This window comes from Solirubrobacter pauli (assembly GCF_003633755.1).
Taxonomy (GTDB): Bacteria; Actinomycetota; Thermoleophilia; order Solirubrobacterales; family Solirubrobacteraceae; genus Solirubrobacter; species Solirubrobacter pauli.
Genome location: NZ_RBIL01000001.1, coordinates 955,095 through 981,339 on the forward strand (window position 1 = coordinate 955,095; position 26,245 = coordinate 981,339).

Sequence of the window (26,245 nt, forward strand, 5' to 3'; positions counted from 1 at the left end):
ATGAGCAACATGCACGTTCCCGGAGATGCGAACGCTTGGGCGTGGCCGCCCGTCGGAGACGTCGAGGAGCCCGCGCGCACACCGCTGTGGCTGATTCGCACGCTCGCCACCGCGCTCGCCGCCGAGGACCAGCCGAGCATCGAGCACCGCCGGCACGTCGCGCGCCAGATCGCGCGCACCGCCGAGGAGCTCGAGCGCTCCCTCGCCGACGCGAGCTAGCCTCCCGCCGGATTCCAGCCGCACCGGGCGCCCAGTGGGCGCCCTTTTTCGTGCCCGTACAACGACGAACGGCGCCCGACTCGACCCCCGAAGGGATCGGTCGGACGCCGTCGGCGCCGCGGTTCGGGGTGGAGCTAGCCGCGCGCGAAGGTCGCGGACGGGCTCCAGGTCGTGCCGTTCCAGACGCGCGACTTGCCGTCGTAGCTGACGACGACGCAGTACGTCGGCGAGCCGCAGTCGATGGCCGCGGACTTCTGCGCGACGTCGGACGTCTTCGTCCAGGTCGCGCCGTTCCAGGTCCAGAGCGGCGCGTCGGTCGCACCGGCGCCGCCGGCGACGCAGATGTCACCCGCGACCGAGCACCCGACCGGGTCGATGTACAGCGTGGTGCCACCGCTGGTCACGTTGACCGGCGTGAACGCCGTGCCGTTGTACTGGCTCGTGCCGTAGCCCGAGTAGCCGGCGAAGCAGTTCGTGGTCGAGGTGCAGGCCAGCGAGTTGCCCGGGTGCGGCTGGTCGGCGAGGACGGTGACCGTCGTGCCGTCGAACCGCCCGGCCTTCGGGTTGCCGATCATCACGCAGCTGTTGACCGCGGGGCAGTTGATCCGCGACCAGCCGCGGGTGCCGCTGCTGGCGTACGGCGCCGACCAGGCGGTTCCGTCCCACTTCCACAGGCGCGGGACGGTGTCGTCCTGGACGTTGTCGTACAGCGCGCCGGCGGCGACGCAGAACGTCTGGGAGGCGCACGAGATGTCCCACACCTCGTAGGCCGGGACGTCCGGGATCGCCGTCCACGCCGTGCCGTCCCACGTGGCGACCTTGCCGTTGTGGTTGCCGGTCATGCACCACGTCTCCGACACGCAGGTCACCGGGACGAAGTACATGGTCGTCGCCGGCAGGCCGGAGGCGACCGCGTTGCTCCACTCACCCGAGGCGCTGCGCGTGTACGAGTTGTTCTTGCTGTCGACCGCCATGCACCACGTCGTGGTCGGGCAGTCGAGGTCGCGCGCCGGCAGCGGCGCGCCGTAGACCTGCAGCGTGAGCTGCTTGGTCGCGACCGCGCTGTCGGCCGACACGACCTTGACCGTGAAGGTCGCGGTGCCGGTCGTCGTCGGCGTGCCGGTGATCTCGCCGGTGGAGGCGCCGAGCGTCAGGCCGGTCGGGAGCGTGCCGCTGTCGATGCTCCACGTGTACGGGCCCGTGCCGCCCAGCGTCGCCAGCGTGGTGCTGTACGCGGTGTTCTGGTCGGCGCCCGGGAGCGTCGCGGACGTGGAGATCGTCATGCCGGGCGGCTCGAGCTCCAGCGCGACGGTGCGCTCGGCGCTGACGTTCCGTGAATCTGTGACCTTCAGCTTGACGTTGAAGGTTCCGGTGACGGTCGGCGTGCCGGTGAGCTTGTTGCCCGCGACGGACAGGCCGGTCGGCAGCGTCGACGGATCGGCCGACCACTGGTACGGCGCGCGGCCGCCGAACGCGGTCAGCGCCTGGTCGTAGGCCACGCCGTTCATGCCCTGCGGCAACGAGCCGGTCGTCACCGTGAGCGCGTCGAGGTCGATGATCGTCAGCGCGACGTCGGCGGTCTTGGTACGACCGTCGGCGTCCTTGACCGTCACCGCGAGCGGCGCCGTCGACGGGCCGGTCGGCGTGCCGGAGACCACGCCCGCGGCGCTGACCGCCAGGCCGGCCGGGACGTTGGTGGCGCTCCACGTGTAGGTGCCGCGGCCGCCGGACGCCGACAGCGTCTGCGAGTAGGCGACGTCGGCCTTGCCCTGCGGCAGGGTCGTGGTGCCGATCGCGAGCGGCGCCGGGTCGACCGCGACGGTGAACGCGCGCGTCGCCTCGTTGCCGTCGAGCCCGCGGACCTTCACGGTGAAGGTCGCGGCGCCGATCGCCGTCGGCGTGCCGGTGATCGTGTCCCCCGCGAGCCGCAGGCCGGCCGGCAGGGCGCCGCCGCTGACGGTCCAGGTGTACGGCGTCACGGCGCCGGCCGCCTCGAGCTTGGCCGAGTACGGCGTGCCGGTGACCGCGCCGCGGAGCGCCGTCGTGGCGATCACCGCGGGCGGCGTCTTGGTGAGGATGTCGTACGAGCGCAGGGCCTTCTGGCCGAGCGAGTCCTTGGCGGCGATCTCGACGCTGCGCGTGCCGTAGCCGGTCGCGGTGCCGGTGATGCGGCCGTCCGACTCCAGCTTGAGGCCGTCCGGCAGGCGGCCGCTGTTGACCGCGTAGGTCAGCGGCGCGCGCGAGGACGTGGCCGCGACCTTGGCGCTGTAGGCCTTGCCGCGCTCGGCGTCCGGAAGCGTCTTGGTCGTGAACGTCGGGACCGGCGGCTTGTCGGCCTTCGCGATCGTCCAGTCCTCGGACCAGATGTCGCGGATGCCCTTGTCGAAGTTGAACTTCCAGACCTTGAAGCGCAGACCACCACCGGCCTGCAGGCCGCCGGAGAGGCGCCACCACGGATCCTTGGCCGTGTCGGCCTTGAGCTGCATGAAGAGGTCGGCGGTCAGGTACGGGCCGGCGACGTCGTAGAAGTCGAACATCAGCTTCGGGCCGATCGCGGCCTTGATGTTCAGCGTGCCCGACGGGGTCGGCTTGTAGGTCTTGAAGGAGGCCTTGGCGCTGCCGTACGGACCGAACTTCGAGCCGTCCCACTGGACGCCGAACTCGGTGTCCAGCGACTGCTCGACCCACGTCGAGATGCGCGCGCCGACGGACGCCTCGCCCGTGACCTGGAAGTTGAGCTTGGGCACGATCACGACCGGCACGGGGCCGACGGAGAACGTCCACGGCGAGAAGCGGTAGTCCTTCGGGAGCAGGTCGAGCTCGAGCTCGCACTTGGCCTCACCCTCGATGCCGACCTCGATGCGCGCGTCCTGATGGAGCTTGACGCCGACGAAGGCCTTGATCGTGAGCGGCGCCCACACGCCGCCCCACGCGATGCCGACGTTCGTGCCGGCGTTGAAGTTGACGTCGCCGTCGATCGTGGCGCGCGCGCCGGTCGAGCACGAGTAGGGCCGCTCGAAGCCCTTGTTCTCGGACTTGGCGGCGAACGCCTTCGGCTTGTCCTGCAGCGAGAAGCCCGGCTGGATGCGCTTGAGGCCGGCGCCGGGGTTGCCCGCGGCGATCGCGTCCTCGAAGTCCTCCTTGGACATCTCGAGCTTCGGCTCGGCCTCGATCTCGGCCTGCGGGCCGATCGCGGTGAGCGGCGCGGGGCCGCCGACGGCGATCGTCTTGTCGCCCTCACGGCGGACCGCCGCGACCTCGACGAGCATGCCGCCCGGGGTCTGCGGGCCGACGCCGGCCGCCAGGACCGTGCCCGGCTGGACGAGCGCCTGCGGGTCCTCGACCACGACCTCGCGGACGCCGTTCGGGTCACCCTGGACCGTCTGGATGGCGCTCGGCTCGGCGACGCGGGTCTTGCTCTCGACGTGCTGCATGAAGCGCACGCCGACCCAGCCGGCGACGCCCTTGCGCAGCTTCGCGCGGGTCTGGTGGTACGTCGCGAACGTCGTGACGTCCTGGCCCGGGATCGAGTCGGCGACGATCGTGTAAGTGCCGGGACGGACCTTGCGGAACGTCGTGGACTTCGAGATCACGCGCTTGAACTTCTTGGGCCCGGTGACCGTGACGCGCGGGGTGCTGCCCTTCGGGGCGAACTTCACCGAGACGCGCAGCGACGTCTTCTTGCGCTTGGTGGTGGCGACCTTCGCCTTCTTGCCCTTGGCCTTGTCCCACGACGAGCGTTTGAGCACGATCGAGCGGGTTTGACCTTGATCGCTGCAGGTTGCGGGTGCGCAGATCGGCGCGGCCGCTGAAGCGGCGGCGGGCAGCGCGAGGCCGAGCAAGCTGGCGACGACGAGGACGGGACGGAACTTCGGCAAGGCGACACTCCAAGGGATCGGGTACTCCCTGGTCGGTCGCCCGCCTTGAGGCGAACTTTAGGACGCGGTCAGCGCCCTGCCAAAAGCGCGCTAGGTGAGGAGGATCGCCATGGTGTTCACGACGAACAGCACGGCGAAGATGATCGTCCAGCGGTCCAGGTTCTTCTCCATCAGCGAGCCACCGGAGGTGCCACCCGCGACGCCGACGCCGAACGCGCCGGACATGCCCGCGTCCTTGCCCGAGTGCAGGAGCACCAGGAAGATGACCCCGACGGCGAGGAAGACCTGAAGGACGCTGAGAACCGTGTTGACCATGACGGCGGCCTAGGGTAGCGGGTCGATCTGATCGAGACGCTTCAAGATGTCGACGGCTTCGGCGCGGAGCGTGCGATCGAGCGTCTTCCAGTCCGTCTCGCTGAGCTTGCCCGTCCGATAGTCCAGCTCGGCGTCGCGGATCTCCCGGTACTTCGCCTCCTTGAGCGCGTCCAGCTCAGCGCGCTCGGCCTCCAGGCGCTCGTCCGTCTCGCGCCCCTTGCCGCGCAGCGGCTGGGTGACGGTGAGCACGGCGCCGGCGACGACCGCGAGGATGACGAGGAACTCCATCAGGCGGGGACGCTCTCGGCGGGCTCGGGCTCGCGGACGTCCTTGCCCACGCGCGCGGCGTACTTGGCGCTCGTGATCTTCGTCAGGCCGCGCTTGGCCGGCCAGCCGGCGAGGATGCCGCCGAGGACCGCGATCAGCGATCCCAGCCAGATCCACGTCACGAGCGGGTTGACCTCGAAGCGGAAGCGGGCGGGCGGCGGGTTCTCGGCGTAGGCGTCGGTGAGGCCCTGGAGCGCGACCGCGAGGAACTCGTTCGCCTGGTCGCCGGTCAGGTCGTCGGCGGCCTTGTCGAAGACCTCGTCGCCCTCGTCGATCTGCGGGCGCAGCTTGGCGATGTCCGGCGCGACCGCGGCCCACGTGTCCTCGCCGAGCGACGCGTCGAGGGCGACCTCGGTCGTGGCCTCGCCGTCGAAGAAGCGGGAGACCGGGCCGAGCGAGGTGTCCTGGGACGGGAAGTAGTCCTTCGACGTGTGCATCGGCTTGCCGTCGACGCGCAGGTCGGCGCCGAAGACGATCCGCTCCAGCCGGCCGTTCGGCGCGGCGACGAGCTCGGACGTCGGCTTGACGTAGGTGAACTCGCGGCCGCCGACGATCGCGGTCTCCCCCGGGCGCAGCGCCACGTCGCGGACGTCCTTGAACGACGAGGACGCGGCCACGCCGACGAAGATCACGACGATGCCGATGTGCACCGTGTAGCCGCCGTAGCGGCGGCGGTTGCGCTTGACCAACTGCACCAGCGCGACCGGGACGGCCTCCTTGGCGACGGCGCGGCGGGCGCGGGTCCCGCGCCAGAACTCCTGCACGACCGTGCCGAGCACGAACGCGCCGAACGTGAACATGATCAGCGCCGTCACCGAGCCGCTGACGCCGAACGCGAGCAGCGCGACGAGCACCGCGACCGCGAAGATCGCCGGCTTGCCGAGGTTGCGGCGGAAGTTCGACGCGGTCGCGCGGCGCCAGGCGATGACGGGGCCGATCGCGGTCAGCAGCACGAGGATCAGCGCCAGCGGCACGATGAAGCGCTCGTACACGGGCGGGCCGATGTTGCGCTGGCGGCCGGTGACGGCCTCGGCGATCAGCGGGAAGAAGGTGCCCCAGAAGACGACGAAGCACATCGCCACGAGCACGAAGTTGTTCAGCAGGAAGACCGCTTCGCGCGAGAGCAGCGAGTCCAGCCGGTGCTCGGACTTGAGCGACTCGTGGCGGGTCGCGACCAGGAAGATCGAGCCGGCGATCATCACGGCGAGCAGGATCAGGAACGGCACGCCGAGCGTGGAGGCGCCGAACGCGTGGATCGAGTTCAGCACGCCGGAGCGCACCAGGAACGTGCCCAGGATCGAGAGCACGCCGGTGGCCAGCACGAGCGACACGTTCCACGTGCGCAGCATCCCGCGGCGCTCCTGGATCATCACGCTGTGCAGGAACGCGGTGGCCGTGAGCCACGGCATCAGCGACGCGTTCTCCACCGGATCCCACATCCAGTAGCCGCCCCAGTCGAGCTCGTGGTAGCTCCAGCGGGCGCCGAGGACGATGCCGAACCCGAGCGCGCACCAGGCGGCGAGCGTGAACGGGCGCGTGGAGCGGATCCACTCCGCGTCGAGCCGGCGCGTGATCAGCGCCGCGATGCCGAACGCGAACGGCACCGCGAACAGCGTGTAGCCGCTGTAGAGCATCGGCGGGTGGATCATCATCCCCGGGTCGCGCAGCAGCGGGTTCAGCCCCGCGCCCTCGGCGACGATCCGGTCAGCGCGCGTGAACGGCGACTCGCCGAAGAGCATCACGCCCGCGAAGAACGCGCCGAAGCCCAGCAGCACCGCGGTCGCGTACGGGGCGAGCGCGCGCAGCTTGTGACGCGTGATGAAGAGGATGATGCTCGACCACAGGCCGAGCGAGAACAGCCACAGCAGCAGCGAGCCCTCCTGGGAGGACCACATCGCGGTGAGCCGGTAGAAGAGCGGCGTCGTCGTCGAAGAGTGCGACGCGACGACGGCGAACTCGAAGTCCGAGCGCACGAACGCCGCCTCGAGCAGCACGAAGGCGACGGCGGTCGCGCCCGCCATCGCGTACGCCGCGCGACGGCCGGACGCGACGAAGTCACGCCTGCGGGCCCGAGCGCCGTACAGCGAGGCCGCGATCCCGTAGAGCGCGGCCGCGAAGGCGACGATCAGGCAGGCATGACCCGCGTTGATCACGTCAGGTGTTGGTCTTGTCCGCCGTGAACTTCGACGGGCACTTCGTGATCAGGGTGCCGACCTGGCCCACGTACACGTCGCCCTGCTTGACCACGTCGACGACGATCTCACGGTCGGCGCGGAACGGGTCCGGCAGGCGGCCGGCGTAGGTGACCGGCACGGAGACCGAGCCCTCGCGATCACGGACGCGGAAGTACGTCGTGTCGCCCTTGGTCTCGTAGCCCTTGACCACCTTGCCGACCAGCTGGTACTTGGCGCCGGGGGTCGGCGTGGCGTTGACCAGCTCGGACGGCTGGCGGGCCTCGGTCGAGGCGGAGAAGCTCGTCAGCGCCAGGGCGCCGGCCAGCAGAACGGCCGCGCTCAGGGCCACGACGAAGCGGATGGTGCGCTTCCGTGACGGATCCACATCTGCAGTATGGCGCGCCCATGACGGAAGCGGCGCTAACGAATCTCAACACCGGAAACTGAAACCTCCGGGAAGACCTGCCGTTAACGGGTTGGAGAGATGCACATCACGAGTTCACTGACCATGCCTCGCCGACGCTCTCGCAAGCGCGGCAAGAACGCCACCAGCCCCGGCCGGGAGCGCAACAAGCGCGCCAACGTGAGCCAGGACGCCGCCACCTACAGCTGCTCCTGCGGCTACATCTTCAAGGCCGCCGTGACCACCAACGTCGGCTGCCCGCACTGCGGCACCGATCAGGCCTGGTAGGCGCTCAAGGGGGGCCTCGGCGGCGCCGATGAGCGTCCCGATGCCACCTTTCGCGCCTGAGCCGCAGTCGCAGTACGCCCACGGCACCCCGTACTCGAGTTGGCGCCGCCGCGTCGCCGCCTACCTCGTCGACTTCCTCGTGCTGCTCGCGCTCTACGGAGTGCCCCTGGCCGCCTCCTGGGTGGCCATCTACGCGGTGACCGACGACGACGCGACGGCCGAATCCTGGTCGGCAATCGCGCTCTACGCGCTGATCCCGATCGTCACGCTGCCCTACTACGCGCTCACGATGCGCCGCGGTGGCGCCCGCAACGGCCAGACGTGGGGCAAGCAGGCGCTCGGCATCCGCGTCGTTCGCCAGACGGGCGAACCGGTCACCGGCGGCTTCGCGCTCCTGCGCGAGATGCTGGTCAAGAACCTGCTGCTGGGCATCTGCGGGATCGTCCAGCTGATCGACTTCCTGTGGCCGATGTGGGACGACTACCGGCAGTCGCTGCACGACAAGATCGTCAGCACGTTCGTTGTGCGAGCCTGAGGCGCGTGGCCACCGCCGACCTGACCGTGATCGCCCTCGGGCGCGCCGACGCGAGCGCGTCCGCCTACATCGCCGCCATCCAGCGCCGCCTGGCCGAGCAGGACCGGGTGCGCTACGTGATGCACGCGATGGGCACCTCGCTGGAGGGGGCGACCGCGGACATCCTCGCCCTCGTCGGCGAGTTGCACGCGGTGCCGTTCGAGCAGGGCATCCCGCGCGTCTACACCGTGCTCAAGCTCGACGAGCGGCGCGACCGGCCGGACCAGACGCTGGCCGACAAGGTGGCCTCGGTCGAGCGGCGCCTGGCCGAGTCGTGACGGCGGAGACGCCGCACGACAAGATGGCTGCCACGGTTGTCCTGAAGGCCGACCTCGCGTAGTCTCCCTCTTCGTGATGCACCGCCTTCACATCTTCGCCACGACTCGCTAAACGGGTTTCAGGCCGGCGCGCCTGGAGCCCGCTCCACGCCCGAGTCCTTCTTGCGAATTGATGTGGAGATCCTCCGTTGCACTCTCAGCTCACCCGTGCGCGGGTGCTTGCGCAGTACCGCGGCCACTGGCTGGTCGCGTCCGAATCCGATGAGGCCCCGCGGCTCCTGACCGCCCGCGGGCGGCTGGCCGAGACGCCCGTCACCGGCGACTGGGTCGGCGTGGACGACGGCGGCGCGATCGCGCACGTCTTCGACCGGGCCGGCACGATCATCCGGCGTGTCCCGGGCGAGCAGGGCAAGCCGGTGTCGGCGCAGATCCTCGCGGCGAACGTGGACCTCGCGCTCGTCACCGAGCCCCTGCCCGACCCGAAGGCTCGGCGGCTCGAGCGCTTCGCCGCGCTCGCGGCGGCCGGCGGCGTGCCGGTCGCGGTCGTCCTCACCAAGACCGACCTCGTCGACGACGGCTACGTGACCGCCGCCGCGCTCGCCCGCCGGATGGGCGTCGCCGACGCGGTCGACGTGAGCGCCGTCACCGGCGAGGGCCTGGGCGTCGTGCGCTCGCTGCTGGCGCCGGGCACGACGGCCGTCCTGCTCGGCGCGTCCGGCACGGGCAAGTCCACCCTCGTCAACGCGCTCCTCGGCGAGGAGCGGATGAAGACGGGCGAGGTCCGCGCCTCCGATCGCCGCGGGCGCCACACCACGGTCACCCGCGAGCTGCTCGCGCTGCCCGGCGGCGCGTTCCTGATCGACACGCCGGGCATCCGCGTCGCCGGCCTGTGGGACGGCACCGGCGAGTCCTTCGCCGACGTCGACACGCTCGCCGCCGACTGCCGCTTCAGCGACTGCGAGCACCGCACCGAGCCGGGCTGCGCGGTCCGCGACGCGATCGACCCCGAGCGGCTCGCCGCCTGGCGCAAGCTCCAGCGCGAGCTCGCCTGGGTGACCGACCGCCGCGCGGCCCAGCGCCAGCGGGACGAGTGGCACAAGCAGATCACGAAGCAGCTGCGACAGCGCTAGAAACGCCGAGAGCCCCGCCGTACGGCGGGGCTCTCGACAATCAAGCGGGTGAGGGGAATCGAACCCCCATTTTTGGCTTGGGAAGCCAACGTCTTAGCCATTGGACAACACCCGCGCGAGTCGAGAGTGTAACCGACCCGGCTAGCCTGAGCCCGTGCGGATTTTCTGGCCCGTGACGATTGCGGCTGCGTTGCTCGTGGGCCTGCTGGCGTACGGCGTGTTCTCCAAGGGCGGGGACACCACGCTCGACGAGGCGGTCGCCAAGGGCGAGCGCCCGATGGCCCCCGTGGCCGCCCTGCCCGTGCTCGGCGCGGACGGCCAGTCCTCGCTCGCCGACTACAAGGGCAAGGTCGTCATCCTCAACGTGTGGGCCTCCTGGTGCGACCCGTGCCGCGAGGAGATGCCGCTCCTGCAGAAGACGCACGCGAAGATCGCGTCCCAGGGCGGGATGGTGCTCGGCGTCGACACGCAGGACGCCTCGGACAAGGCGCTGGAGTTCCTGAAGGAGGTCGACGCGTCGTTCCCGAGCGTGCGTGACCGGGACCGCGAGTACGGCCGGCGGTTCGGCGTGAAGGGCTATCCCGAGACGTTCATCATCGACCGCAAGGGCCGGATCGCGGCCATGCAGCGCTTCCCGGTCGACCAGGCCTGGCTGGACAAGCACCTCCCGAAGCTGCTAGCAGAGAAGGCGTGAAGTCCGCACTCGTCACGCTCCTGGCGGCCCTGCTGCTCGTCGTCGCCGCTCCCGCCGCCGCGCAGGAGGCCTCGCTCCCCGACATCGAGGACGAGGTCATGTGCGTCGAGTGCGGCACCGTGCTCAGCGTCTCCAACTCGCCGGTCGCGATGCAGGAGCGCCAGTTCATCCGCGACCAGATCGCGCAGGGCAAGAGCAAGGACGAGATCAAGGACGCGCTCGTGGACGAGTACGGCGAGGCCGTCCTCGCCGACCCCGGCACCGAGGGCTTCAACGCCACGCTGTGGGTCGTGCCGATCCTGGTCACGCTGCTCGCGCTCGCCGGGATCGTGTTCGCGGTGCGCCGGTGGCGCGGACGCACGCCCACGAGCGAGCCGGAGCCGCCCCCGCCGCTGAGCGCCGAGGACGCGCGCCGCCTGGACGCGGAGCTGGGCCGATGACCGGCGGCGTCGACACCACGGTCATCGCCGCCTTCGCGGTGGGCTTCATCTCGTTCATCTCGCCGTGCGTGCTGCCGCTCGTGCCCGGCTACCTGAGCGCCGTCTCCGGCTACAGCCTCGCCGACATGAAGTCCGGCGACCGCGGCCTGGCGAAGATCCTGCTGCCCGCGATCGTCTTCTGCCTGAGCTTCACGGCGGTGTTCGTCGCCCTGGGCATGACCGCGACCGGCCTCGGCAGCACGCTGCAGGACTCACGCGGCACGCTCGACAAGGTCGCCGGCGCGATCATCATCGCGCTCGGCGTGTTCTTCCTGCTGACGCCGTTCGTCCCCCGCCTGAACAAGGAGTGGCGGCCGGACGCGCTGATCAGCCGCGCCGGCTCGGGTGGCCCGCTGATCGCCGGCGCCGCGTTCGCGGTCGCCTGGTCGCCGTGCGTGGGCCCGACGCTCGGCACGATCCTCAGCGCCGCCGCCACCCAGGACACGGTCGGCAAGGGCGGCATCCTGCTCGCCTTCTACTCGCTCGGCCTGGCCGTCCCGTTCCTGCTGACCGCGGTCGCCTTCACGCGCATGACCACCGCCTTCGCGTGGCTACGCAACCACTACCTGATCATCACCGCGATCTCCGGCGCGATCCTGATCACGATGGGCGTGATGCTGTTCACCGGCGAGCTCGCGAACCTCAACATCAAGGCCCAGGAGTGGTTGGACGACCTGGGCCTGAACTTCTTCAAGTCGGTCTGATCAGCGCGCGCTGATCGCCTCGCGCAGCGCGACGAAGTCCGCGTCGGAGATCGTCACCGACAGCAGCTGGTCCGGCGTGCCGGCGTAGATCACGACCTCGTCGCCGTCGCGGTAGCCGCCGACGACGTGGCCGGCCTGCGGGCGCGTCGCGCGCCCCTCCTCGGCCAGGATCGTGAACGTCTCGATCGCGGCGCGCAGGTTCGCGGCCGGGATGAAGACGCACTGCGGCCCGTTGCAGAGCACGAGGCCGCGGTTGTCGGCGTGGATGTAGGGCGCCGGGAGCTTCGCGTTGACGGTGATCATTGGCCTTACATCGACTCGGGGGACGAAACGCCCAAGAGCGTAAGCGCTGAGGCCAGCGTGCGTCGCGTTGCCACGCTCAGCGCGATCCGGAACGCGCGCCGGTCCGCGTCGGGCTCCTTGAGGACGGGCGAGTCACGCCAGAAGGCCGAGAACGCCTGCGAGAGCTCGAGCGCGTAGGTCGCGATCCGGTGCGGCGCGCGGCGGTCGGTCGCCTCGCGCACCTCGCCCGGGTAGGCGAGGACGCGGCGGACGAGCTCGCGGTCGGCGTCGTTGAGGCCGGAGGCCGCGGCCGGGCTCGCGAGCGCCGCCTCGGCCTCGCCCGGCTCGAGGTTGCGCATGATCGAGGACAGCCGCGCGTGCGCGTACTGCACGTAGTAGACCGGGTTCTCCGGGTCCTGCTTGGAGGCGAGCTCGATGTCGAGGTCGATCGTCGAGTCGTGCGAGCGGCTGAGCATGAACCAGCGGGTGGCGTCCACGCCGATGCGCTCGATCAGCTCCGACAGCGTCACGAAGTCGCCGGCGCGCTTGGACATCTTCGCCCGGTCGCCGCCCTCGACGATGTGCACGAACTGCAGGATCGGCACCTCGACGCGCTCCGGGTCCTCCCCCAGCGAGCTCGCGATCGCCTTCAGGCGTGCGATGTAGCCGTGGTGGTCGGCGCCGAGCACGTAGATCGCCTTGTCGAATCCGCGGCGGAACTTGTCCTCCTGGTAGGCGACGTCGGCCGCGAAGTACGTCGGCGCACCGGTGGAGCGCTGGAGGACGCGGTCCTTGTCGTCGCCGAACTCGGTGGTGCGCAGCCACAGGGCGCCGTCGGACTCGTACAGGTGCCCCTGCTCACGCAGCCGGTCGAACGCGAGGGCGATCGGCGAGGGGTCGGGTGGGTGGGCCTCATGCAGCGAGCCCTCGAGGAAGTACGTGTCGAAGTCCACCCGGTAGGCGTGCAGCGTCTCCCGGATGCCTTCCATGATCAGGCTCGAGGCCTCCGCGCCGAGCTCGGAGGCGGTGCGGTCGGCGGCGTTCGGGATCTGCTTGGCCAGCTCGGCGACGTAGTCGCCCTTGTAGCCGTCCTCGGGCACGTCCTCGCCCCGCGCCAACGCGCGCACCGACGCGCCCAGCCGGTCGATCTGGCCACCGGCGTTGTTGAAGTAGTACTCGCGGGAGACCTCATGGCCGGACAGCTCGAGCATCCGCGCGAGGGCGTCGCCGTACGCGGCGTGGCGCGCGCTGGCGGCGGTCATCGGGCCGGTCGGGTTGGCCGAGACGTACTCGACGTTGACGCGCTGCGCCACCTCCGGCTCGCCGTGGCCCCAGGCGTCCCCGGCCTGCAGGACGCCATGCGTGGCGTCCACGTACCAGGCGTCGGCCAGGAACACGTTGAGGAAGCCGGGCCCGGCGACCTCCACGCGGTCCACGCTCGCCCCGAGGCGCTCGCTCAGCTTCGCGCCCAGGCGCTCGGCGACCTCGCGCGGCGGCGCGCCCAGCGAGGGCGCCAGCAGCATCGCGGCGTTCGTCGAGTAGTCGCCGAAGCCGGCCTTCTTCGGCCGCTCGAGGCTCAGGCGCCCCTTCGGCGCGGGATCGCCGTCACGGAGGTCTCCGGCGGCCGCCTCGACGGCCGCCCGCAGGTCGTCGATGGGGTGCACGCGCATTGACGTTAGCTAGTGGTGGTAGGGCTCGTTGGCCAGGATCTTGTGCGCGCGGTAGAGCTGCTCGAGGAGGACGACGCGCGCCAGCATGTGCGGCAGCGTCATCGGTCCGAAGGACAGCTTGTGGTGCGCCCCCGGCAGCTCGACGCCGAACGCCCCGCCGATCACGAAGCACACGTCCAGGCCGCCCTGACGGCGGTCCTCGACCCAGGTGCTGAAGGCCTCGGAGGTGTAGGTCCGGCCGCGGCTGTCGAGCAGGCAGACGTACGCGCGTTCGGGGATGCGTCGCAGCAGCGCCTCCTCGTCGGCGACCTCGATCACGTCCACGCGGGCGTAGCGGGTGAGCAGCTTCGCGTAGTGGTCGAGGTCGTCGGCGTACGGAGTGCCCTTGGCCTTCCCGACCGCGACCACGGAGTAGTGCACGGTGTGGGATGCTAGGCCGGATGGCCCCAGACGACCGCGAGCGGCATTTCAACCTGCACACCACGCCGGAGGTGATGGCGGGCGTGTACGCGAACTTCGCGACCGTCTCCCACTCCGACTACGAGTTCACGCTGACGTTCTCACGCGTGGACCACGAGGTCGAGGCCGACGAGGTGCCCGGCGTCGTCGTCTCACGCGTGTCCCTCTCGGCCAAGGCGATGCAGGAGCTGATCGCCGCGATGCAGGACAACGTCTCCAAGTGGCAGACCCGCGAGGGCATCAAGCGCCTCCCCGAGACGCGGCCGGACTTCAGGGACCAGTAGCGGCCAGCGCCTGCCCGATGCGCTCCATCGTGGTGGGGTGCGTCCCCATCAGGAGCTGCTGCCAGCCGGGCGGGTCGGGATCGCCGACGTTCTGCACCGTGATCCGGCGCTCGAAACCCACCATCGCGTCCGGCTCGCCGGTCATCCGCAGCGCGAAGTCGTCGGCGCGGCGCTCGACCGCGCGTGAGAGCTGGTTGGAGATCAGCGTCAGGGCGGGCGCGACGAGGGCGAGGCTCAGCACGGCGGCCGGGACCGCGGTCGTGCCCGGTCGCGCCAGGCGCTCGGTCGCGCGGGCGACGACGAGCGTCCCCAACGGCGCGACGAGCGCCAGCCACAGCAGCCCGCCCGGCACGTCCTTGAACTTGACGTGGCCCAACTCGTGCGCGACGACGAGCCGCGTCTCAGCGGGCGTGAAGTCCTTCAGCAGCGTGTCGTAGAGCACGACGCGCTTCGTGTGGCCGAGGCCGGTCACGTACGCGTTGGCGGCGGTCGTGCGGCGGGACGCGTCGACCTCGTAGACCTCGCCGACCTCCACCCCGGCCTTGCGGGCCAGGTCGAGCACGTCGTCCCGCGTCTCCCCCGCGGCGAGCGGCGTGAAGCGGTTGAACACCGGGTCCAGCAGCACCGGGCCCAGGTAGGAGAACAGCACCGCGAAGCCCGCGACGGCCGCGGCGCCGGGCGCCCACCAGTCGCGGCCGAAGCGCCGCATGCCGACGACCAGCAGCGCGCCGCCACCGGCCGCGAGCACGCCGGCGATCGCGGTCGACTTGGCCGTGTCCGCCGCCCAGCCGCCCCACGACTGCGTGACCAGGCCGACGTCCTTGGCGCGTTGGCGCGCGGCGGCGCGGAGCGGGAGCGCGGCCGCGGTGGTCGCGAGCGTGATCGCCGCGGCGGCCGCGGCGCCGGTCAACGCCGGGCGACGCCCGTCCCGCGGCGCGTAGCGGACCGCGAGGATGACGATCCCGAGCTCCACGGCCGTCCGGCCGCCGTACAGCCACAGCTGCCCGTTGCGGAAGTTGACGGCGCGGTCCAACTCGGACCTGCTGAAGTAGGCTCGCGGGTCCGCCTCCACGACGGGATATCGCTCCTTGGGCCGCAGCAGGAGCACCGCTGCCTCCGCGACGACGATCGCGGCGACCACGGCAACGGGAAGGCGGAGCCTCTGCGGCACCGAATAGACGCTACGCCATGCAGGTCGCCATCTGCTCCGACATCCACGGGAATCGCCACGCCTTCGCGGCCGTGATCGCCGCTGCGCGCGAAGCGGGCGTCGACGAGATGTGGTGCCTCGGCGACCTCGTGGGCTACGGCGCCGAGCCGGACGCGTGCGTCGCGCTCGCCGACGAGCACTGCGCGCTCGTGCTCGCGGGCAACCACGACCTCGCCGTCACCGGCGCGCTCTCGCTCGAGGACTTCTCACGGGGCGCGGCGCTCGCCGCCCGCTGGACGCAGCAGACGATCACGCCGGACACGATGGAGTGGCTGAGCGAGCTCTCCCCGGAGGGCACGCGCCAGGGGATCGGGCTCTTCCACGCCTCGCCGCGCGACCCGGTGTGGGAGTACGTGCTGTCCAACCTGACGGCCGAGCTGTGCTTCGACTCGACCGACTTCCGCGTGTCGTTCATCGGCCACTCGCACGTGGCGCTGTCATTCACGCGTGAAGAGGGCGAGCCGGCGTCGGGCACGACCCGGCGCGCGGGCACCGAGCTGGACGTGTCCGTGCACGAGTGGCTGATCAACCCGGGCTCGACCGGGCAGCCGCGCGACGGTGACCCGCGCGCGGCTTGGCTGCTGCTGGACATCGACGCCAAGACCGCCGTCTATCAGCGCACCGAGTACGACATCGCCGGCGCGCAAGCCGCGATCCGTGCGGCGCGGCTGCCGGACTCCCTCGCCGAGCGACTGCAATACGGGCAGTAACCTCGATACGTCGATGAGACGCGCCCTGCCCTTCTTGGCCGTCGCCTTCCTGGCGGGCTGCGGACAGTCCAATCCGGAGCTGATCCCGCAGTCCAACGCCGACGCGATGGTCGAAGCCGCCGACGCCATCCAGGCCGCCTGCGAGGCGGAGGACCGCTCGACCGTCCGGCGTCAGATCCGGCTGATCGAGCGCGAGATCGACGGGCTGCCGAGCGCGACCGACAAGCAGCTGCGCGAGAACCTGCGGGCCTGGGTCAAGCAGATCGAGGACGGCGTCGGCGACGACTGCCGCGCCGAGGAGACCCCGACGCCGACGCCGACCGAAACGGCCACCGAGGAGCCGACGGAGACGCCCACCGAGACGCCGACGGAGACGTCGACGCCGGAGCCGACCGAGACGGCGACGCCCGAGCCGACCGAGACCGCGACGCCCGCCCCCACGGAGACGCCCGCGCCGACCGAGCCGCCCGTCGAGCCCACCACGACCCCCGAGGTGCCGTAGTGGCGACCGAGCAGCTCTTCGCGGACCGCTACCGGCTGGAGCGCCGGCTCGGCGTCGGCGGCATGGCCACCGTGCAGCTCGCGTTCGACACCCGGCTGGAGCGGCTCGTGGCCGTCAAGCTGCTGGCCGAGCACCTCGCCGAGGACTCCGCGTTCGTGTCGCGCTTCCGCCGCGAGGCGCTGTCCGCCGCGAAGCTGGTCCACCCGAACATCGTCCAGGTGTTCGACTTCGGCACCGACAACCACAGCGGGCGCCAGTTCATCGTCATGGAGTTCGTCGACGGGCAGTCGTGCGCGGAGATCCTGCGCGACCGCGGCCCGCTGGCCCCGCGTGACGCCGTCGAGATCCTCACCCAGGCCTGCCGCGGCCTGGACTACGCCCACCGCAACGGCGTCGTGCACCGCGACGTCAAGCCCGGCAACCTGATGGTGAACACCGAGGGCGTCGTCAAGCTCGCCGACTTCGGCATCGCCAAGGCCGCCGAGCAGTCGGACATCACGAAGGTCGGCAGCGTGCTCGGCACCGCCGCCTACCTGTCACCGGAGCAGGCCCGCGGTGAGAAGGCGGGCCCGTCGTCGGACCTGTACGCGCTCGGTGTGGTGAGCTACCAGCTGATCGCCGGGCGTCTGCCGTACGAAGCGGCCTCGCTGACCGACCTGGCGCGGCTCCAGGAGGCCGGCGCGCCGCCGCGGCTGGACCTCGAGGTACGCGACGTCCCGCCGGCGCTGGCGGCCGGGATCGCGCGTGCCCTGGACCGCGACCCCGCCCGCCGCTACGCCGACGCCGCCGAGATGGAGGACGCCCTCCACGACGGCCTCGCGGGCATCGGCGCCACCGGCGACCTCGACTCGACGCACATGCTGCCGCCCACCGAGGACGCGACCCGGATGCTCGAGCGCACGCAGTCGGCGCCTCCGCCGCCGCGCCGGCGCCTGCAGCCGGTCGACGAGCCGCCGCGCCGCCCCGCGCCCAAGCGCCGCGCCCCGGCGGGCCCGCCCCCACGCCAGAGCAGTGGCGGCGCGGGCAAGTGGATCGCGCTCGTGCTCGTGCTCCTGTTGATCGCGGCCGGCGGCTACGCCTACACGCAGCTCGGCACCGAGAAGCAGGTCCAGCTCAACGAAGACGTGTCCGGCACCGTCAACGACGCCGTCAACGACTTCAAGCAGCTGGTGCAGGACAACACGCGCTAGATGAAGGCCCTGGGCTTCAGGTCCGGGCGACGAGGATGGTGAGCGGCAGCGCGTAGCCGTCACCGGTGCGATGCGGCTCGGCCAGCTCGGCGAGTCGCTCACGGACGCGGGCGCGCTCCTCGTCGGACGCCGCCTCGATCCGGGCAGCCGTGCGGACGGTGCCGCCGCGGACGCCGTCCCACAGCGCGTCGAGCGAGTCGACGCGAAGGGCGTCGCGCACGACGCGCACGGCGACGTCGCGCGCCGGCGGGGCGGCGCGCTCGCCCGCACGCGGGTCCGGCTCGTCGTCGGCTCGCGCGAGCAGCGCGGCCAGCGCGTCCTTGCTCGCGTAGCGCTCGGAGTCGGGGCCGTCGGGGACACCGCCGAGCCCGGCGGCGGCCGCCGCCGGCAGCGCGAGGAACGCGACCTCGTCCTCCGGGCCCCAGGCGGCGAGGGCGACGGTGCGTGCGACGCGGCGCAGCTCGCGCACGGCCGCCTCGGCGTCCGGCGTGTGGTTGACGAGGAACGCGCCGAGCGCGACGTCGAACGCGCCGTCCGGGAACGGGAGGGCTTCGGCGTCGGCCTGGAGGAACGTGAGGCCGGGGTGGCGTCGGCGGGCCTCCGCGACCATGCCCTCGGCGAGGTCGACGCCCGTGACCTGCGCGCCGCGGTCGGCTGCGGCGGCGGCCAGCGTTCCGGGCCCACAGCCGACGTCGAGCACGCGGTCGCCCGGCCGGACGAGGTCGAGCAGCGGCGCGATCGCGAAGCCGGTCGCGCGCGACATCAGCGCGTCGTAGGTGCCGGCCCGCGCGCTCCAGCCCGAGGCCTCGAACGCCTTGAACGCCGCGCCGCGCTCCTCGCTCATCGCGCGCCGGCGAGCTCCCACGGCGCGGCGCCCGCGCGCACCGCCGCGGCGGCGGCCGGCAGGCGGCCCTCGTCGATCGCGTCGCGCAGCTCGGCCATCAGGCGCTGGAGGTAGTAAAGGTTGTGGATCGTGAGCACCCGCTGCGCCGTCTGCTCCTTGGCCTTGAGCAGGTAGTGGATGTACGCGCGGGAGTAGCCGGGCTCGCAGCTCGGGCACGGGCAGCCGTCGAGGATCGGCTCATCGGACTCCTTCCAGCGCGCCTTGGCCAGGTCGACGCGCCAGCGCTTCTCCGGGTCCGGGACCACGGCCATGCCGTGCCGGCCGATCCGGGTCGGCATCGCGCAGTCGAACGTGTCGATGCCGAGCTCGACGCCGCGCACGAGGTCGTCGACCTCGCCGATGCCGAGCAGGTGCCGCGGCTTGCCCTCCGGCAGCTCCTCGATCGTCCACTCGACGACGGTGAACATCTGGTCCTTGGTCTCGCCGAGCGTGCCGCCGATCGCGATGCCGCCGAGGTACTCGCGCGCTACGACCTCCTGCGCGGACGCGCGGCGCAGGTCCTCCTCCACGCCGCCCTGGACGATCCCGTACAGGTTCTGTCCCTCAGGTCCATGCTCGGCGTGCCAGGCGATGCAGCGGTCCAGCCAGCGGTGGGTGCGCTCCGTGGAGCGCGCGGTGTACTCGCGGTCGGCGTGGAACGGCGTGCACTCGTCGAACACGAGCGCGATGTCCGAGCGCAGCGAGGCCTGGACCTCCATCGAGGTCTCCGGGCCCATGAACCTGGTCGAGCCGTCGAGGTAGGAGCGGAACGTGACGCCCTCCTCCTCGATGCCGAGGATCGCGCCCGAGCGCTCGCCGACGAACTGGGCGGCGCGCCCCTTGATCTCGTCGGCCACGGTGCCGTGCCCCATCGAGAACACCTGGAAGCCGCCGGAGTCCGTGATGATCGGCTTGTCCCAGCGCTGGAACTCGTGCAGGCCGCCGAACGTGCGGATCAGCTCGTGGCCGGGCGTCAGGAACAGGTGGAACGTGTTCCCGAGCACCATGTCGAACCCGAGCGCCTCCGCCTCGCGCACCTCGAGCGTCTTGACGACCGCCTTGGTCGCGAGCGGCACGAACGCCGGGGTGCGCACCTCGCCGTGCGCCAGCTTCAGGGTGCCGGTGCGGGCGTACGAGCCCGGGGCACGGGTGCGAATCGAGAACACGGGGGCGGCACGTTAGCGCCGCCCCCGCGGGGTGTGACTGAAAGCTCGGGCTACGCGGCGGCCGGCTCGGCGTCCTGCGACTTCGCCTCGATCGTCTTCGGGGCGATCGAGATCTTGCGCGGCTTGCGCTGCTCGGGCTTCGGGATCCGGACCTCGAGCACGCCGCGGTCGAAGCTGGCCTCGACGGCCTCCGGGTTGATGCCCTCGGGCAGCGTCAGCGAGCGCGAGAAGGAGCCGAAGGCGCGCTCCACGCGGTGGTAGCCGTCCTTGTTGGTCTCGTGCGTCGCCTTGCGCTCGCCCGAGACGGTCAGCACGCGGTCCTCGACCTCGATGTTGACGTCCTCCTCGGAGAGCCCCGGCAGGTCGGCGTGCAGGACGAAGTGCTGCTCGGTCTCCACGAGGTCCATGGCCGGCATCCAGCGACGCATCGTGCCGCCGTTGCCCTGGGCCGGCGTGTCGAAGACGGTGCCGAACAGGCGGTTCATCTCGTTCTGCAGCGTGGTGAACTCACGAAGCGGTTCCCAACGAACGATGGCCATGACTCGATCCTCCAGGTTACGCGGTGTGAAAACCTCTTGTCCGCAAGTATAGAAATCTCAGTCCCTACGTATCAAGTGATGGAGCCTAAAAGGTTCCTTAAACGACGAAAGCCGCCCGGAGGCGGCTCGCGGACGGCGAAGCTCAGTCCGTGGAGGCGGCGCCCGGCAGCACGCGCTCCCAGGCGGACGCGAAGGTGCGCAGCTCGTCCTCGGAGAAGTGCGTGAGGAAGCGCTCCCGCACACCCTCCAGGTGCGTGGGACGTGCGCGCTCGAGCAGCTCCGCGCCCTTGTCCGTGAGGACGGCGAAGCAGCCGCGGCCGTCGTCCGTGCACGTGTCGCGGACGAGCAGGCCGTCACGCTCCAGCCGGTCGACCAGGCGGGTCATGCCGGACCGCGACAGCAGCACCGAGTCCGCGAGCTCGGCCATCCGCCGCTTGCGGTTCGGCGCCGACTCCAGCGTGATGAGCACTTCGTACGAGCTCAACGGGAGGTCGTGCGCCGCCGCCAGCTCGGCGTCCAGGGCCTTCACGAGCGCTGTGTGCACCCGCAAAAGCCCCCGCCAGGCCGCCAGCTCCGTCTCCGTCAGATCCACGCGTGTCTCAGGTACCGCCATACGCACGCAGTGTAGCGGCGTAGTTGCGTGGGCAACGGGTAATTGTCAGGTCAAACGAACTACGTCCCGAGCAGTGAGCGGCCCGTCATCGCCGACGGTTGCTCGATGCCCAAGAGCGCCAGCGCCGTCGGCGCGACGTCGGCGAGGATGCCCTCGCCGTCGAGCGAATCGGCTCCCGCGGTGACGATGAACGGCACCGGGTTGAGCGAGTGCGCCGTGTTGACGGACCCGTCCTCGTTGAGCATGTGGTCGCAGTTGCCGTGGTCGGCCGTGACCAGGCACGCGCCGCCGGCCGCGTGCACGGCCTCCACGACGCGTCCGAGCTGCTCGTCGACGGTCTCCACGGCCTTCACGGCCGCCTCGATCACGCCCGTGTGCCCGACCATGTCCGGGTTCGCGAAGTTGATGATCGCGAACGCCGGCTTCTCGGCGTTGAAGTGCTCGACGAAGCCGTTCGCCGCCTCGACCGCCGCCATCTCCGGCTTGAGGTCGTACGTCGCGACGTCGCGCGGGGACGGCGCGAGCTCGCGCACCTCGCCCGTGTACGGGTGCTCCTCGCCGCCGTTGAAGAAGTACGTCACGTGCGGGTACTTCTCGGTCTCGGCGACGTGCAGCTGGCCGAGGCCCTCGTCGGCGATGACCTTGCCGATCGTGATCGCCGGCCGCTTGGGCGGGAACACGACCGGATAATCCCAGTCCTCGTCGTACTCGGCGAGCGTGATGTAGCGGTCGATGACCTCCGCCCCACCGCGATCGACGTCCGAGAACGACGGGTCGCACAGCGCGAGCGTGATCTCGCGCATCCGGTCGGGCCGGAAGTTGAACGCGATCACGGAGTCGCCGGGGCGGATCTTCGCCTCCTCGCCGACCGTCGTGGCGGCGATGAACTCGTCCGTCTCGCCACGCTCGTACGCCTGCTCGGCCGCCTCCGGAGCGGAGTCGACGTGGTGCTCGGCGTTCCCGTGCACGAGCAGGTCGTAGGCCTTCTGCACCCGGTCCCAGCGCTTGTCGCGATCCATCGCGAAGTAGCGGCCGATGACCGTTCCCACGCGGCCGCCCCACGACTCGACGTCCGCCAGGTACCGCTTGCCGCCGGTGGGCGACGTGTCCCGGCCGTCGGTGAAGGCGTGGACGATCACGTCGCCCGACGCTTTCGCGTTGGCGAGCTCGATCAGCGCCTTCAGGTGCCGGTCGGAGGAGTGCACGCCGCCGTCGGACACGAGCCCGATCAGGTGCACGCGCGGCGCATCCTCGAGCGCGCCGAGCAGCACCTCGTTCTCGGCCAGCGTGCCGTCTTCCACGGCCTTGTCGATGCGCGCCAAGTCCTGCGGCACGATCGCGCCCGCGCCGAGGTTGAGATGGCCGACCTCCGAGTTGCCCATCTGCCCCTCGGGCAGGCCGACGCTCGGGCCCATGGCCGTGAGCGTCGTGTGCGGGCGGGTCTTCCACAGCTCGTCGAAGACCGGGGTCTTCGCGAGCGACACGGCGTTGCCCGGGCCGTCGGGGGCGAGCCCCCAGCCGTCCAGGACGATGAGCGCGACGTGCGGGACGGTCATGCCTGCTGCGCCGCCTTCACGATTGCGCCGAAGGACTCGGCGTCCAGCGAAGCGCCACCGACGAGCGCGCCGTCGATGTCCGGCTGGCCGAGGATCTCGGCCGCGTTGTCGGGCTTCAGAGAGCCGCCGTAGAGCACGCGCACGGCGTTCCCGGCCTCCTTGTCGAAGCCCTGCACGAGCGCGCGGACGAAGCCGCACGTCTCCTGCGCCTGCTCCGGCGTGGCCGTCAGGCCGGTGCCGATCGCCCAGATGGGCTCGTAGGCGACGACGACGGTGGAGAGCTGGTCGACCGGCACCTTCTCCAGACCCTCCTGGACCTGGTGACGCAGCCGGCGCTCGGTGTCGCCCTGCTCGCGCTCCTCCTCGGTCTCACCGACGCAGAGGATCGGGATGAGCCCGGCCTCCAGCGCCCGCGGGACCTTCAGCTGCAGCGCGCGGTCGGTCTCGCCGAAGTACTGCCGGCGCTCGGAGTGCCCAAGGATCACGCCCTGGACGTCGATCTCGGCCAGCATCGGGGCCGAAACCTCGCCGGTGAACGCGCCCGAGTCCTTCTCGTGCATGTTCTGCGCGTAGACCTGGACCGCGCTGCCGCGGGCGCTGTCGACGACCGCGCTCAGCGACAGGAACGAGGGCGCGACGACGACGTCGACGTCCTCGACCGCGCCGACCCGCGGGAGGAGCCCCTGGATGAGCTCCTCCGCCTCGGCGATCGTGTTGTTCAGCTTCCAGTTGCCGGCGATGAACGGTTTGCGGCTCATGACAGGGCCTTCACTCCCGGCAATTCCTTGCCCTCGATCAGCTCCAGCGAAGCTCCGCCGCCCGTGGAGAGGTGGCTGACGCGGTCGGCCAGCCCGAACTGGGCCAGCGCCGCGGCGGAATCCCCGCCGCCGACGACCGTCGTGGCGTCGGTGGCGGCCATCGCCTCGGCGACGGCCTTCGTGCCCGCGGCGAACGGCTCGAGCTCGAACGCGCCCATCGGGCCGTTCCAGAACACCGTGCCCGCCGCGGCGATGATGGAGCCGTAGCGCTCCGCCGTCCCCGGCCCGACGTCCAGGCCCATCCAGCCCTCGGGCACGTCGATGCCGTCGAGCGGCTGGACCTCGGTGTCGGCGCTGAACGCGCGGCCGGCGACGAGGTCGGACGGCAGCTCGAGCTTCTCGTTGCCGAGCAGCGCCTTGGCGGGCTCCAGGCCCTCCTCCTCGCACAGCGAAGCCCCGACCTCATGGCCCTGGGCCTTGAAGAACGGGAAGCACATCGCGCCGCCGATCAGAACCGTGTCCGCCTGCTCGAGGAACGCCTCGAGCACGCCGATCTTGTCCGTCACCTTCGCGCCACCGACGACCGCGACGAGCGGCCGCTTCGGGTCCTCGAGGATGCCGTTGAGCGTCGTGACCTCACGCTCGAGCAGGCGCCCCGCGGCCGACGGCAGCAGGTGCGCGACCGCCTCCGTGGAGGCGTGCGCGCGGTGCGCCGCGCCGAACGCGTCGTTGACGTAGACGTCGGCGAGCGCCGCGTAGCGCCTCGCCAGGTCCTCGCTGTTCTTGGTCTCGCCCTCGAAGAAGCGGACGTTCTCGACCATCACGACGTCCCCGGCGGGGACGTCATCGAGGTCGGGCGCCAGCGCGACGTCGGTGCCGAGCAGCTCGGCCAGGCGGTCGGCCGCCGGCTTGAGCGAGAACTTCGGGTCCGGACCGCCCTTGGGGCGGCCCAGGTGGGCGAGCAGCACGAGACCGCTCGCCCCCTTCTCGCGCAGCTCCTTCAGCGTGGGCAGCGCAGCCTGGATGCGGGCGTCGTCGGTGATGTTGCGGTCGTCGTCCAGCGGGACGTTGAAGTCCACGCGGACGAGGACGCGCTTGCCGGCGACGTCCAGATCATCAAGCGTGCGCACGCACCAGCACCTTCTGGGCGAGGTCGACCACGCGGTTCGAGTAGCCCCACTCGTTGTCGTACCAGGTCACGATCTTGACCAGGTTGCCGTCGAGCACCGACGTCAGCTGCGAGTCGAAGATCGAGCTGTGCGGGTCCTTGACGATGTCCGAGGACACGATCGGGTCGTCGGTGTAGCGCAGGATGCCGTTGCCCGACGCCGCCTTGACGGCCTCGTTGACCTCCTCGACCGTGGTGTCGCGCTTGGCGACGATCGTGAGGTCCACGACCGAGCCGGTCGGGACGGGGGCGCGCACCGCGAAGCCGTTGAGCTTGCCCTGCAGCTCCGGGATGACGAGGCCGATGGCCTTCGCCGCACCCGTGGAGGCCGGGACGAGGTTGACGGCCGCGGCGCGGGCGCGACGCAGGTCCTTGTGGGGCGCGTCCTGGAGGCGCTGATCCGCCGTGTAGGCGTGGATCGTCGTCATCAGGCCCTTCTCGATGCCGACGAGGTCGTGGAGGACCTTGGCGACCGGCGCGAGGCAGTTCGTGGTGCACGACGCGTTGGAGATGACGTCGTGCTTCTCCGCGTCGTAGACCTCGTCGAAGTTCACGCCCAGGACGACGGTCGCGTCCGGCTCGGTCGCCGGCGCGGAGATGATGACCTTCTTGGCGCCCGCCGCGAGGTGCTTGGCGGCGTCCTCACGCTTGGTGAAGAAGCCCGTGGACTCGATCACGACGTCGACGTTGAGGTCGCCCCAGGGCAGCGCACCCGGGTCGCGCTCGCTGAGGACCTTGACCTCGTTGCCGTTCACGACCAGGCCGGCGTCCGAGACGGACACCTCGCCGGGGAACGGACCGAAGACCGAGTCGTACTTGAGCAGGTGACCCAGCGTCTTCGCGTCCGTCAGGTCGTTCACCGCGACGATCTCGACGTCAGCGCCGGCCTCGTGGGCCGCGCGGAAGACGTTGCGGCCGATGCGGCCGAAGCCGTTGATGCCGACACGTACAGCCATTCTCGATCCCTTTCCCGTTGAAAACGGGGGATGAGGCTACCGAAGGCGGCGACATAACCCCGGCTTTGGTTACGCGGCGATCACCGCCACCCCCGTCCGGCCGCCGTCCACGTCGAGCACGATGCCGTGGACGAACGCCGACTCGTCGCTCGCGAGGTAGACCGCCGCGGGCGCGATCGCCTCCGGCGTGCCGAGGTCTGCCGCCGGGGTGCCGCGCATCATCACCGCGCTCGGGTTGCCCGGCTCCTGGATCACGCCCGGCGAGATGCCGTTCACGCGGACGCCGCTCGGCCCGTAGAGCGCGGAGTAGGCCCGGGTCATCGCCTCGACGGCGCCCTTCGTGCCGGTGTAGACGGGGCTCGGGACGCCGAGCCGGGCGACCCACGATCCGAGGTTGATGATCGCGCCACCGCCGTGCTCGGCCATGCGCGGGGCGACGGCCTCGATCAGGAAGTGCGGGGCCTTCACGTTGACCGCGAACATGCGGTCGAACCACGCCTCGTCGATCACGACGTCCGCGGACGAGGGGTACGTGGCCGCGCTGTTGACGAGGATGTCGATGCGGCCGCCCAGCGCGTCGGTGGCCGCCGTCGCGAGGGCTTCGGACGCCTGCGGCGAACCGTCGAGGTCGGCGGCGATGAAGGTGCCGCCGGACGCGGCCGCGACCTCCGCCCCGCGAGTGGCGTCGCGGCCGCTGACGACGACGCGGGCGCCCTCGGCACCGTAGGCCAGCGCGATCGCGCGGCCGATGTTGCTGGTGGCGCCGGTGATCAGCGCGGTCTTGCCTTCGAGTCGATTGGACTGCACAGTCCAGAACTGTACTGGGTTGGACCGCG

At 71.1% G+C, this 26,245-nt stretch carries 30 protein-coding genes and 1 tRNA gene; 12 read left to right on the forward strand and 19 right to left on the reverse strand.

The features are described 5' to 3' along the window. Positions 1 to 219, forward strand: coding sequence for a hypothetical protein (locus tag C8N24_RS04360; protein WP_121248365.1), 219 nt, complete (start codon positions 1 to 3; stop codon positions 217 to 219). 134 nt (positions 220 to 353) lie between these two features. On the opposite strand, the gene C8N24_RS04365 is transcribed toward C8N24_RS04360, so the two are convergent. The 5 genes from C8N24_RS04365 to C8N24_RS04385 all read right to left on the reverse strand — a co-directional run bounded on the left by C8N24_RS04365 (position 354) and on the right by C8N24_RS04385 (position 7,298). Further along, on the reverse strand, positions 354 to 4,097 hold the full coding sequence (locus C8N24_RS04365; protein WP_121248367.1) for an Ig domain-containing protein: 3,744 nt from the start codon (positions 4,095 to 4,097) through the stop codon (positions 354 to 356). 90 nt (positions 4,098 to 4,187) lie between these two features. Further along, complete coding sequence (secG, locus tag C8N24_RS04370) at positions 4,188 to 4,412, reverse strand: preprotein translocase subunit SecG (RefSeq protein WP_121248369.1); 225 nt, start codon at positions 4,410 to 4,412, stop codon at positions 4,188 to 4,190. A 9-nt stretch (positions 4,413 to 4,421) separates the two neighbouring features. Further along, positions 4,422 to 4,700, reverse strand: a complete 279-nt coding sequence (locus C8N24_RS04375; RefSeq protein WP_121248371.1) for a hypothetical protein — start codon at positions 4,698 to 4,700, stop codon at positions 4,422 to 4,424. After that, a complete protein-coding gene (locus C8N24_RS04380) occupies positions 4,700 to 6,892 on the reverse strand; it encodes a heme lyase CcmF/NrfE family subunit (protein ID WP_121248373.1) in 2,193 nt (730 codons plus the stop codon). The genes C8N24_RS04375 and C8N24_RS04380 overlap by 1 nt, the downstream gene beginning before the upstream one ends. A 1-nt stretch (position 6,893) precedes the next feature. Next, complete coding sequence (locus C8N24_RS04385) at positions 6,894 to 7,298, reverse strand: cytochrome c maturation protein CcmE domain-containing protein (protein WP_121248375.1); 405 nt, start codon at positions 7,296 to 7,298, stop codon at positions 6,894 to 6,896. Between the two features lie 123 nt (positions 7,299 to 7,421). On the opposite strand from C8N24_RS04385, the gene C8N24_RS04390 reads away from it, so the two are divergent. From C8N24_RS04390 to rsgA, 4 genes are all read left to right on the forward strand, one after another. Further along, on the forward strand, positions 7,422 to 7,604 hold the full coding sequence (locus C8N24_RS04390; RefSeq protein WP_121248377.1) for a hypothetical protein: 183 nt from the start codon (positions 7,422 to 7,424) through the stop codon (positions 7,602 to 7,604). A gap of 40 nt (positions 7,605 to 7,644) precedes the next feature. Continuing rightward, the gene (locus C8N24_RS04395) at positions 7,645 to 8,139 is read left to right on the forward strand and encodes an RDD family protein (protein WP_170178838.1); all 495 of its coding nucleotides are present in this window, start codon (positions 7,645 to 7,647) and stop codon (positions 8,137 to 8,139) included. A 5-nt stretch (positions 8,140 to 8,144) separates the two neighbouring features. Next, positions 8,145 to 8,456 (forward strand): MTH1187 family thiamine-binding protein, encoded by a 312-nt coding sequence (locus C8N24_RS04400; protein ID WP_121248381.1) that lies wholly within the window; start codon positions 8,145 to 8,147, stop codon positions 8,454 to 8,456. Positions 8,457 to 8,644: 188 nt separating this feature from the next. Further along, a complete protein-coding gene (gene rsgA, locus C8N24_RS04405) occupies positions 8,645 to 9,586 on the forward strand; it encodes a ribosome small subunit-dependent GTPase A (protein WP_121248383.1) in 942 nt (313 codons plus the stop codon). Between the two features lie 43 nt (positions 9,587 to 9,629). Here rsgA and C8N24_RS04410 read toward each other — a convergent pair. Continuing rightward, positions 9,630 to 9,701, reverse strand: a tRNA-Gly gene (locus C8N24_RS04410). A 57-nt stretch (positions 9,702 to 9,758) separates the two neighbouring features. On the opposite strand from C8N24_RS04410, the gene C8N24_RS04415 reads away from it, so the two are divergent. The 3 genes from C8N24_RS04415 to C8N24_RS04425 are packed head-to-tail and all read left to right on the forward strand — an operon-like array spanning position 9,759 to position 11,463. Continuing rightward, entirely contained in the window at positions 9,759 to 10,280 is a 522-nt protein-coding gene (locus C8N24_RS04415; protein WP_147447638.1) for a TlpA family protein disulfide reductase, read from the forward strand. Then, the gene (locus C8N24_RS04420) at positions 10,277 to 10,720 is read left to right on the forward strand and encodes a cytochrome c-type biogenesis protein (RefSeq protein WP_170178839.1); all 444 of its coding nucleotides are present in this window, start codon (positions 10,277 to 10,279) and stop codon (positions 10,718 to 10,720) included. The genes C8N24_RS04415 and C8N24_RS04420 overlap by 4 nt, the downstream gene beginning before the upstream one ends. Beyond that, positions 10,717 to 11,463, forward strand: a complete 747-nt coding sequence (locus tag C8N24_RS04425; RefSeq protein ID WP_121248389.1) for a cytochrome c biogenesis CcdA family protein — start codon at positions 10,717 to 10,719, stop codon at positions 11,461 to 11,463. The genes C8N24_RS04420 and C8N24_RS04425 overlap by 4 nt, the downstream gene beginning before the upstream one ends. Here C8N24_RS04425 and C8N24_RS04430 read toward each other — a convergent pair whose 3' ends face one another. Genes C8N24_RS04430 through C8N24_RS04440 form a run of 3 tightly spaced genes read right to left on the reverse strand, consistent with a single transcriptional unit; the run spans position 11,464 to position 13,835 of the window. Continuing rightward, positions 11,464 to 11,766 carry a hypothetical protein gene (locus C8N24_RS04430; protein ID WP_121248391.1) on the reverse strand — a complete coding sequence of 101 codons (303 nt, stop codon included), beginning with the start codon at positions 11,764 to 11,766 and terminating at the stop codon, positions 11,464 to 11,466. A 5-nt stretch (positions 11,767 to 11,771) separates the two neighbouring features. Beyond that, entirely contained in the window at positions 11,772 to 13,409 is a 1,638-nt protein-coding gene (argS, locus tag C8N24_RS04435) for an arginine--tRNA ligase (protein ID WP_121252924.1), read from the reverse strand. A 15-nt stretch (positions 13,410 to 13,424) separates the two neighbouring features. Then, positions 13,425 to 13,835, reverse strand: a complete 411-nt coding sequence (locus tag C8N24_RS04440; protein WP_121248393.1) for a 23S rRNA (pseudouridine(1915)-N(3))-methyltransferase RlmH — start codon at positions 13,833 to 13,835, stop codon at positions 13,425 to 13,427. A gap of 20 nt (positions 13,836 to 13,855) precedes the next feature. Between C8N24_RS04440 and C8N24_RS04445 the strand changes: the two genes are divergently transcribed. Next, the gene (locus C8N24_RS04445; protein WP_170178840.1) at positions 13,856 to 14,158 is read left to right on the forward strand and encodes a DUF3467 domain-containing protein; all 303 of its coding nucleotides are present in this window, start codon (positions 13,856 to 13,858) and stop codon (positions 14,156 to 14,158) included. Here C8N24_RS04445 and C8N24_RS04450 read toward each other — a convergent pair. Beyond that, positions 14,145 to 15,329, reverse strand: coding sequence for a M48 family metalloprotease (locus C8N24_RS04450; protein ID WP_147447639.1), 1,185 nt, complete (start codon positions 15,327 to 15,329; stop codon positions 14,145 to 14,147). The two genes, C8N24_RS04445 and C8N24_RS04450, sit on opposite strands and share 14 nt — an antisense overlap. 17 nt (positions 15,330 to 15,346) lie before the next feature. On the opposite strand from C8N24_RS04450, the gene C8N24_RS04455 reads away from it, so the two are divergent. From C8N24_RS04455 to C8N24_RS04465, 3 genes are read left to right on the forward strand one after another with little or no spacing between them, the layout of a single operon-like run. Further along, positions 15,347 to 16,078, forward strand: a complete 732-nt coding sequence (locus tag C8N24_RS04455; RefSeq protein ID WP_121248399.1) for a metallophosphoesterase family protein — start codon at positions 15,347 to 15,349, stop codon at positions 16,076 to 16,078. A gap of 13 nt (positions 16,079 to 16,091) precedes the next feature. After that, complete coding sequence (locus C8N24_RS34580; protein WP_211339838.1) at positions 16,092 to 16,580, forward strand: putative periplasmic lipoprotein; 489 nt, start codon at positions 16,092 to 16,094, stop codon at positions 16,578 to 16,580. Continuing rightward, positions 16,580 to 17,770 carry a protein kinase domain-containing protein gene (locus tag C8N24_RS04465; RefSeq protein WP_121248401.1) on the forward strand — a complete coding sequence of 397 codons (1,191 nt, stop codon included), beginning with the start codon at positions 16,580 to 16,582 and terminating at the stop codon, positions 17,768 to 17,770. The genes C8N24_RS34580 and C8N24_RS04465 overlap by 1 nt, the downstream gene beginning before the upstream one ends. Positions 17,771 to 17,786: 16 nt before the next feature. Here C8N24_RS04465 and C8N24_RS04470 read toward each other — a convergent pair whose 3' ends face one another. The 9 genes from C8N24_RS04470 to C8N24_RS04510 all read right to left on the reverse strand — a co-directional run bounded on the left by C8N24_RS04470 (position 17,787) and on the right by C8N24_RS04510 (position 26,216). Beyond that, positions 17,787 to 18,614: a class I SAM-dependent methyltransferase gene (locus C8N24_RS04470; RefSeq protein ID WP_121248403.1), complete on the reverse strand. Its 828-nt coding sequence runs from the start codon at positions 18,612 to 18,614 to the stop codon at positions 17,787 to 17,789. Next, positions 18,611 to 19,819 carry a tRNA guanosine(34) transglycosylase Tgt gene (gene tgt, locus C8N24_RS04475; protein ID WP_121248405.1) on the reverse strand — a complete coding sequence of 403 codons (1,209 nt, stop codon included), beginning with the start codon at positions 19,817 to 19,819 and terminating at the stop codon, positions 18,611 to 18,613. Before tgt ends, C8N24_RS04470 begins: the two co-directional genes overlap by 4 nt. A gap of 50 nt (positions 19,820 to 19,869) precedes the next feature. After that, the gene (locus C8N24_RS04480; protein ID WP_121248407.1) at positions 19,870 to 20,358 is read right to left on the reverse strand and encodes an Hsp20/alpha crystallin family protein; all 489 of its coding nucleotides are present in this window, start codon (positions 20,356 to 20,358) and stop codon (positions 19,870 to 19,872) included. 142 nt (positions 20,359 to 20,500) lie between these two features. Further along, positions 20,501 to 20,971: a MarR family winged helix-turn-helix transcriptional regulator gene (locus C8N24_RS04485; RefSeq protein ID WP_121248409.1), complete on the reverse strand. Its 471-nt coding sequence runs from the start codon at positions 20,969 to 20,971 to the stop codon at positions 20,501 to 20,503. Between the two features lie 59 nt (positions 20,972 to 21,030). Beyond that, positions 21,031 to 22,527, reverse strand: coding sequence for a 2,3-bisphosphoglycerate-independent phosphoglycerate mutase (gene gpmI / locus C8N24_RS04490; protein ID WP_121248411.1), 1,497 nt, complete (start codon positions 22,525 to 22,527; stop codon positions 21,031 to 21,033). Next, complete coding sequence (tpiA, locus tag C8N24_RS04495) at positions 22,524 to 23,285, reverse strand: triose-phosphate isomerase (protein WP_121248413.1); 762 nt, start codon at positions 23,283 to 23,285, stop codon at positions 22,524 to 22,526. The genes gpmI and tpiA overlap by 4 nt, the downstream gene beginning before the upstream one ends. Beyond that, complete coding sequence (locus C8N24_RS04500; protein ID WP_121248415.1) at positions 23,282 to 24,415, reverse strand: phosphoglycerate kinase; 1,134 nt, start codon at positions 24,413 to 24,415, stop codon at positions 23,282 to 23,284. Before C8N24_RS04500 ends, tpiA begins: the two co-directional genes overlap by 4 nt. Beyond that, positions 24,402 to 25,409: a type I glyceraldehyde-3-phosphate dehydrogenase gene (gap, locus tag C8N24_RS04505; protein WP_121248417.1), complete on the reverse strand. Its 1,008-nt coding sequence runs from the start codon at positions 25,407 to 25,409 to the stop codon at positions 24,402 to 24,404. The genes C8N24_RS04500 and gap overlap by 14 nt, the downstream gene beginning before the upstream one ends. A 69-nt stretch (positions 25,410 to 25,478) precedes the next feature. Then, positions 25,479 to 26,216 (reverse strand): SDR family NAD(P)-dependent oxidoreductase, encoded by a 738-nt coding sequence (locus C8N24_RS04510; RefSeq protein WP_211339839.1) that lies wholly within the window; start codon positions 26,214 to 26,216, stop codon positions 25,479 to 25,481. Between the last annotated feature and the right edge of the window lie 29 nt (positions 26,217 to 26,245).

Bases quoted from the DNA above. Each gene is read 5' to 3' on its own strand.
- C8N24_RS04360 (WP_121248365.1), top strand. From the start codon at position 1: ATGAGCAACATGCACGTTCCCGGAGATGCGAACGCTTGGGCGTGGCCG.
- secG (WP_121248369.1), bottom strand. From the start codon at position 4,412: ATGGTCAACACGGTTCTCAGCGTCCTTCAGGTCTTCCTCGCCGTCGGG.
- C8N24_RS04375 (WP_121248371.1), bottom strand. From the start codon at position 4,700: ATGGAGTTCCTCGTCATCCTCGCGGTCGTCGCCGGCGCCGTGCTCACC.
- C8N24_RS04390 (WP_121248377.1), top strand. From the start codon at position 7,422: ATGCCTCGCCGACGCTCTCGCAAGCGCGGCAAGAACGCCACCAGCCCC.
- C8N24_RS04395 (WP_170178838.1), top strand. From the start codon at position 7,645: ATGCCACCTTTCGCGCCTGAGCCGCAGTCGCAGTACGCCCACGGCACC.
- C8N24_RS04425 (WP_121248389.1), top strand. From the start codon at position 10,717: ATGACCGGCGGCGTCGACACCACGGTCATCGCCGCCTTCGCGGTGGGC.
- C8N24_RS04430 (WP_121248391.1), bottom strand. From the start codon at position 11,766: ATGATCACCGTCAACGCGAAGCTCCCGGCGCCCTACATCCACGCCGAC.
- C8N24_RS04445 (WP_170178840.1), top strand. From the start codon at position 13,856: ATGGCCCCAGACGACCGCGAGCGGCATTTCAACCTGCACACCACGCCG.
- C8N24_RS04455 (WP_121248399.1), top strand. From the start codon at position 15,347: ATGCAGGTCGCCATCTGCTCCGACATCCACGGGAATCGCCACGCCTTC.
- C8N24_RS34580 (WP_211339838.1), top strand. From the start codon at position 16,092: ATGAGACGCGCCCTGCCCTTCTTGGCCGTCGCCTTCCTGGCGGGCTGC.
- C8N24_RS04470 (WP_121248403.1), bottom strand. From the start codon at position 18,614: ATGAGCGAGGAGCGCGGCGCGGCGTTCAAGGCGTTCGAGGCCTCGGGC.
- C8N24_RS04480 (WP_121248407.1), bottom strand. From the start codon at position 20,358: ATGGCCATCGTTCGTTGGGAACCGCTTCGTGAGTTCACCACGCTGCAG.
- C8N24_RS04485 (WP_121248409.1), bottom strand. From the start codon at position 20,971: ATGGCGGTACCTGAGACACGCGTGGATCTGACGGAGACGGAGCTGGCG.
- gpmI (WP_121248411.1), bottom strand. From the start codon at position 22,527: ATGACCGTCCCGCACGTCGCGCTCATCGTCCTGGACGGCTGGGGGCTC.
- tpiA (WP_121248413.1), bottom strand. From the start codon at position 23,285: ATGAGCCGCAAACCGTTCATCGCCGGCAACTGGAAGCTGAACAACACG.
- gap (WP_121248417.1), bottom strand. From the start codon at position 25,409: ATGGCTGTACGTGTCGGCATCAACGGCTTCGGCCGCATCGGCCGCAAC.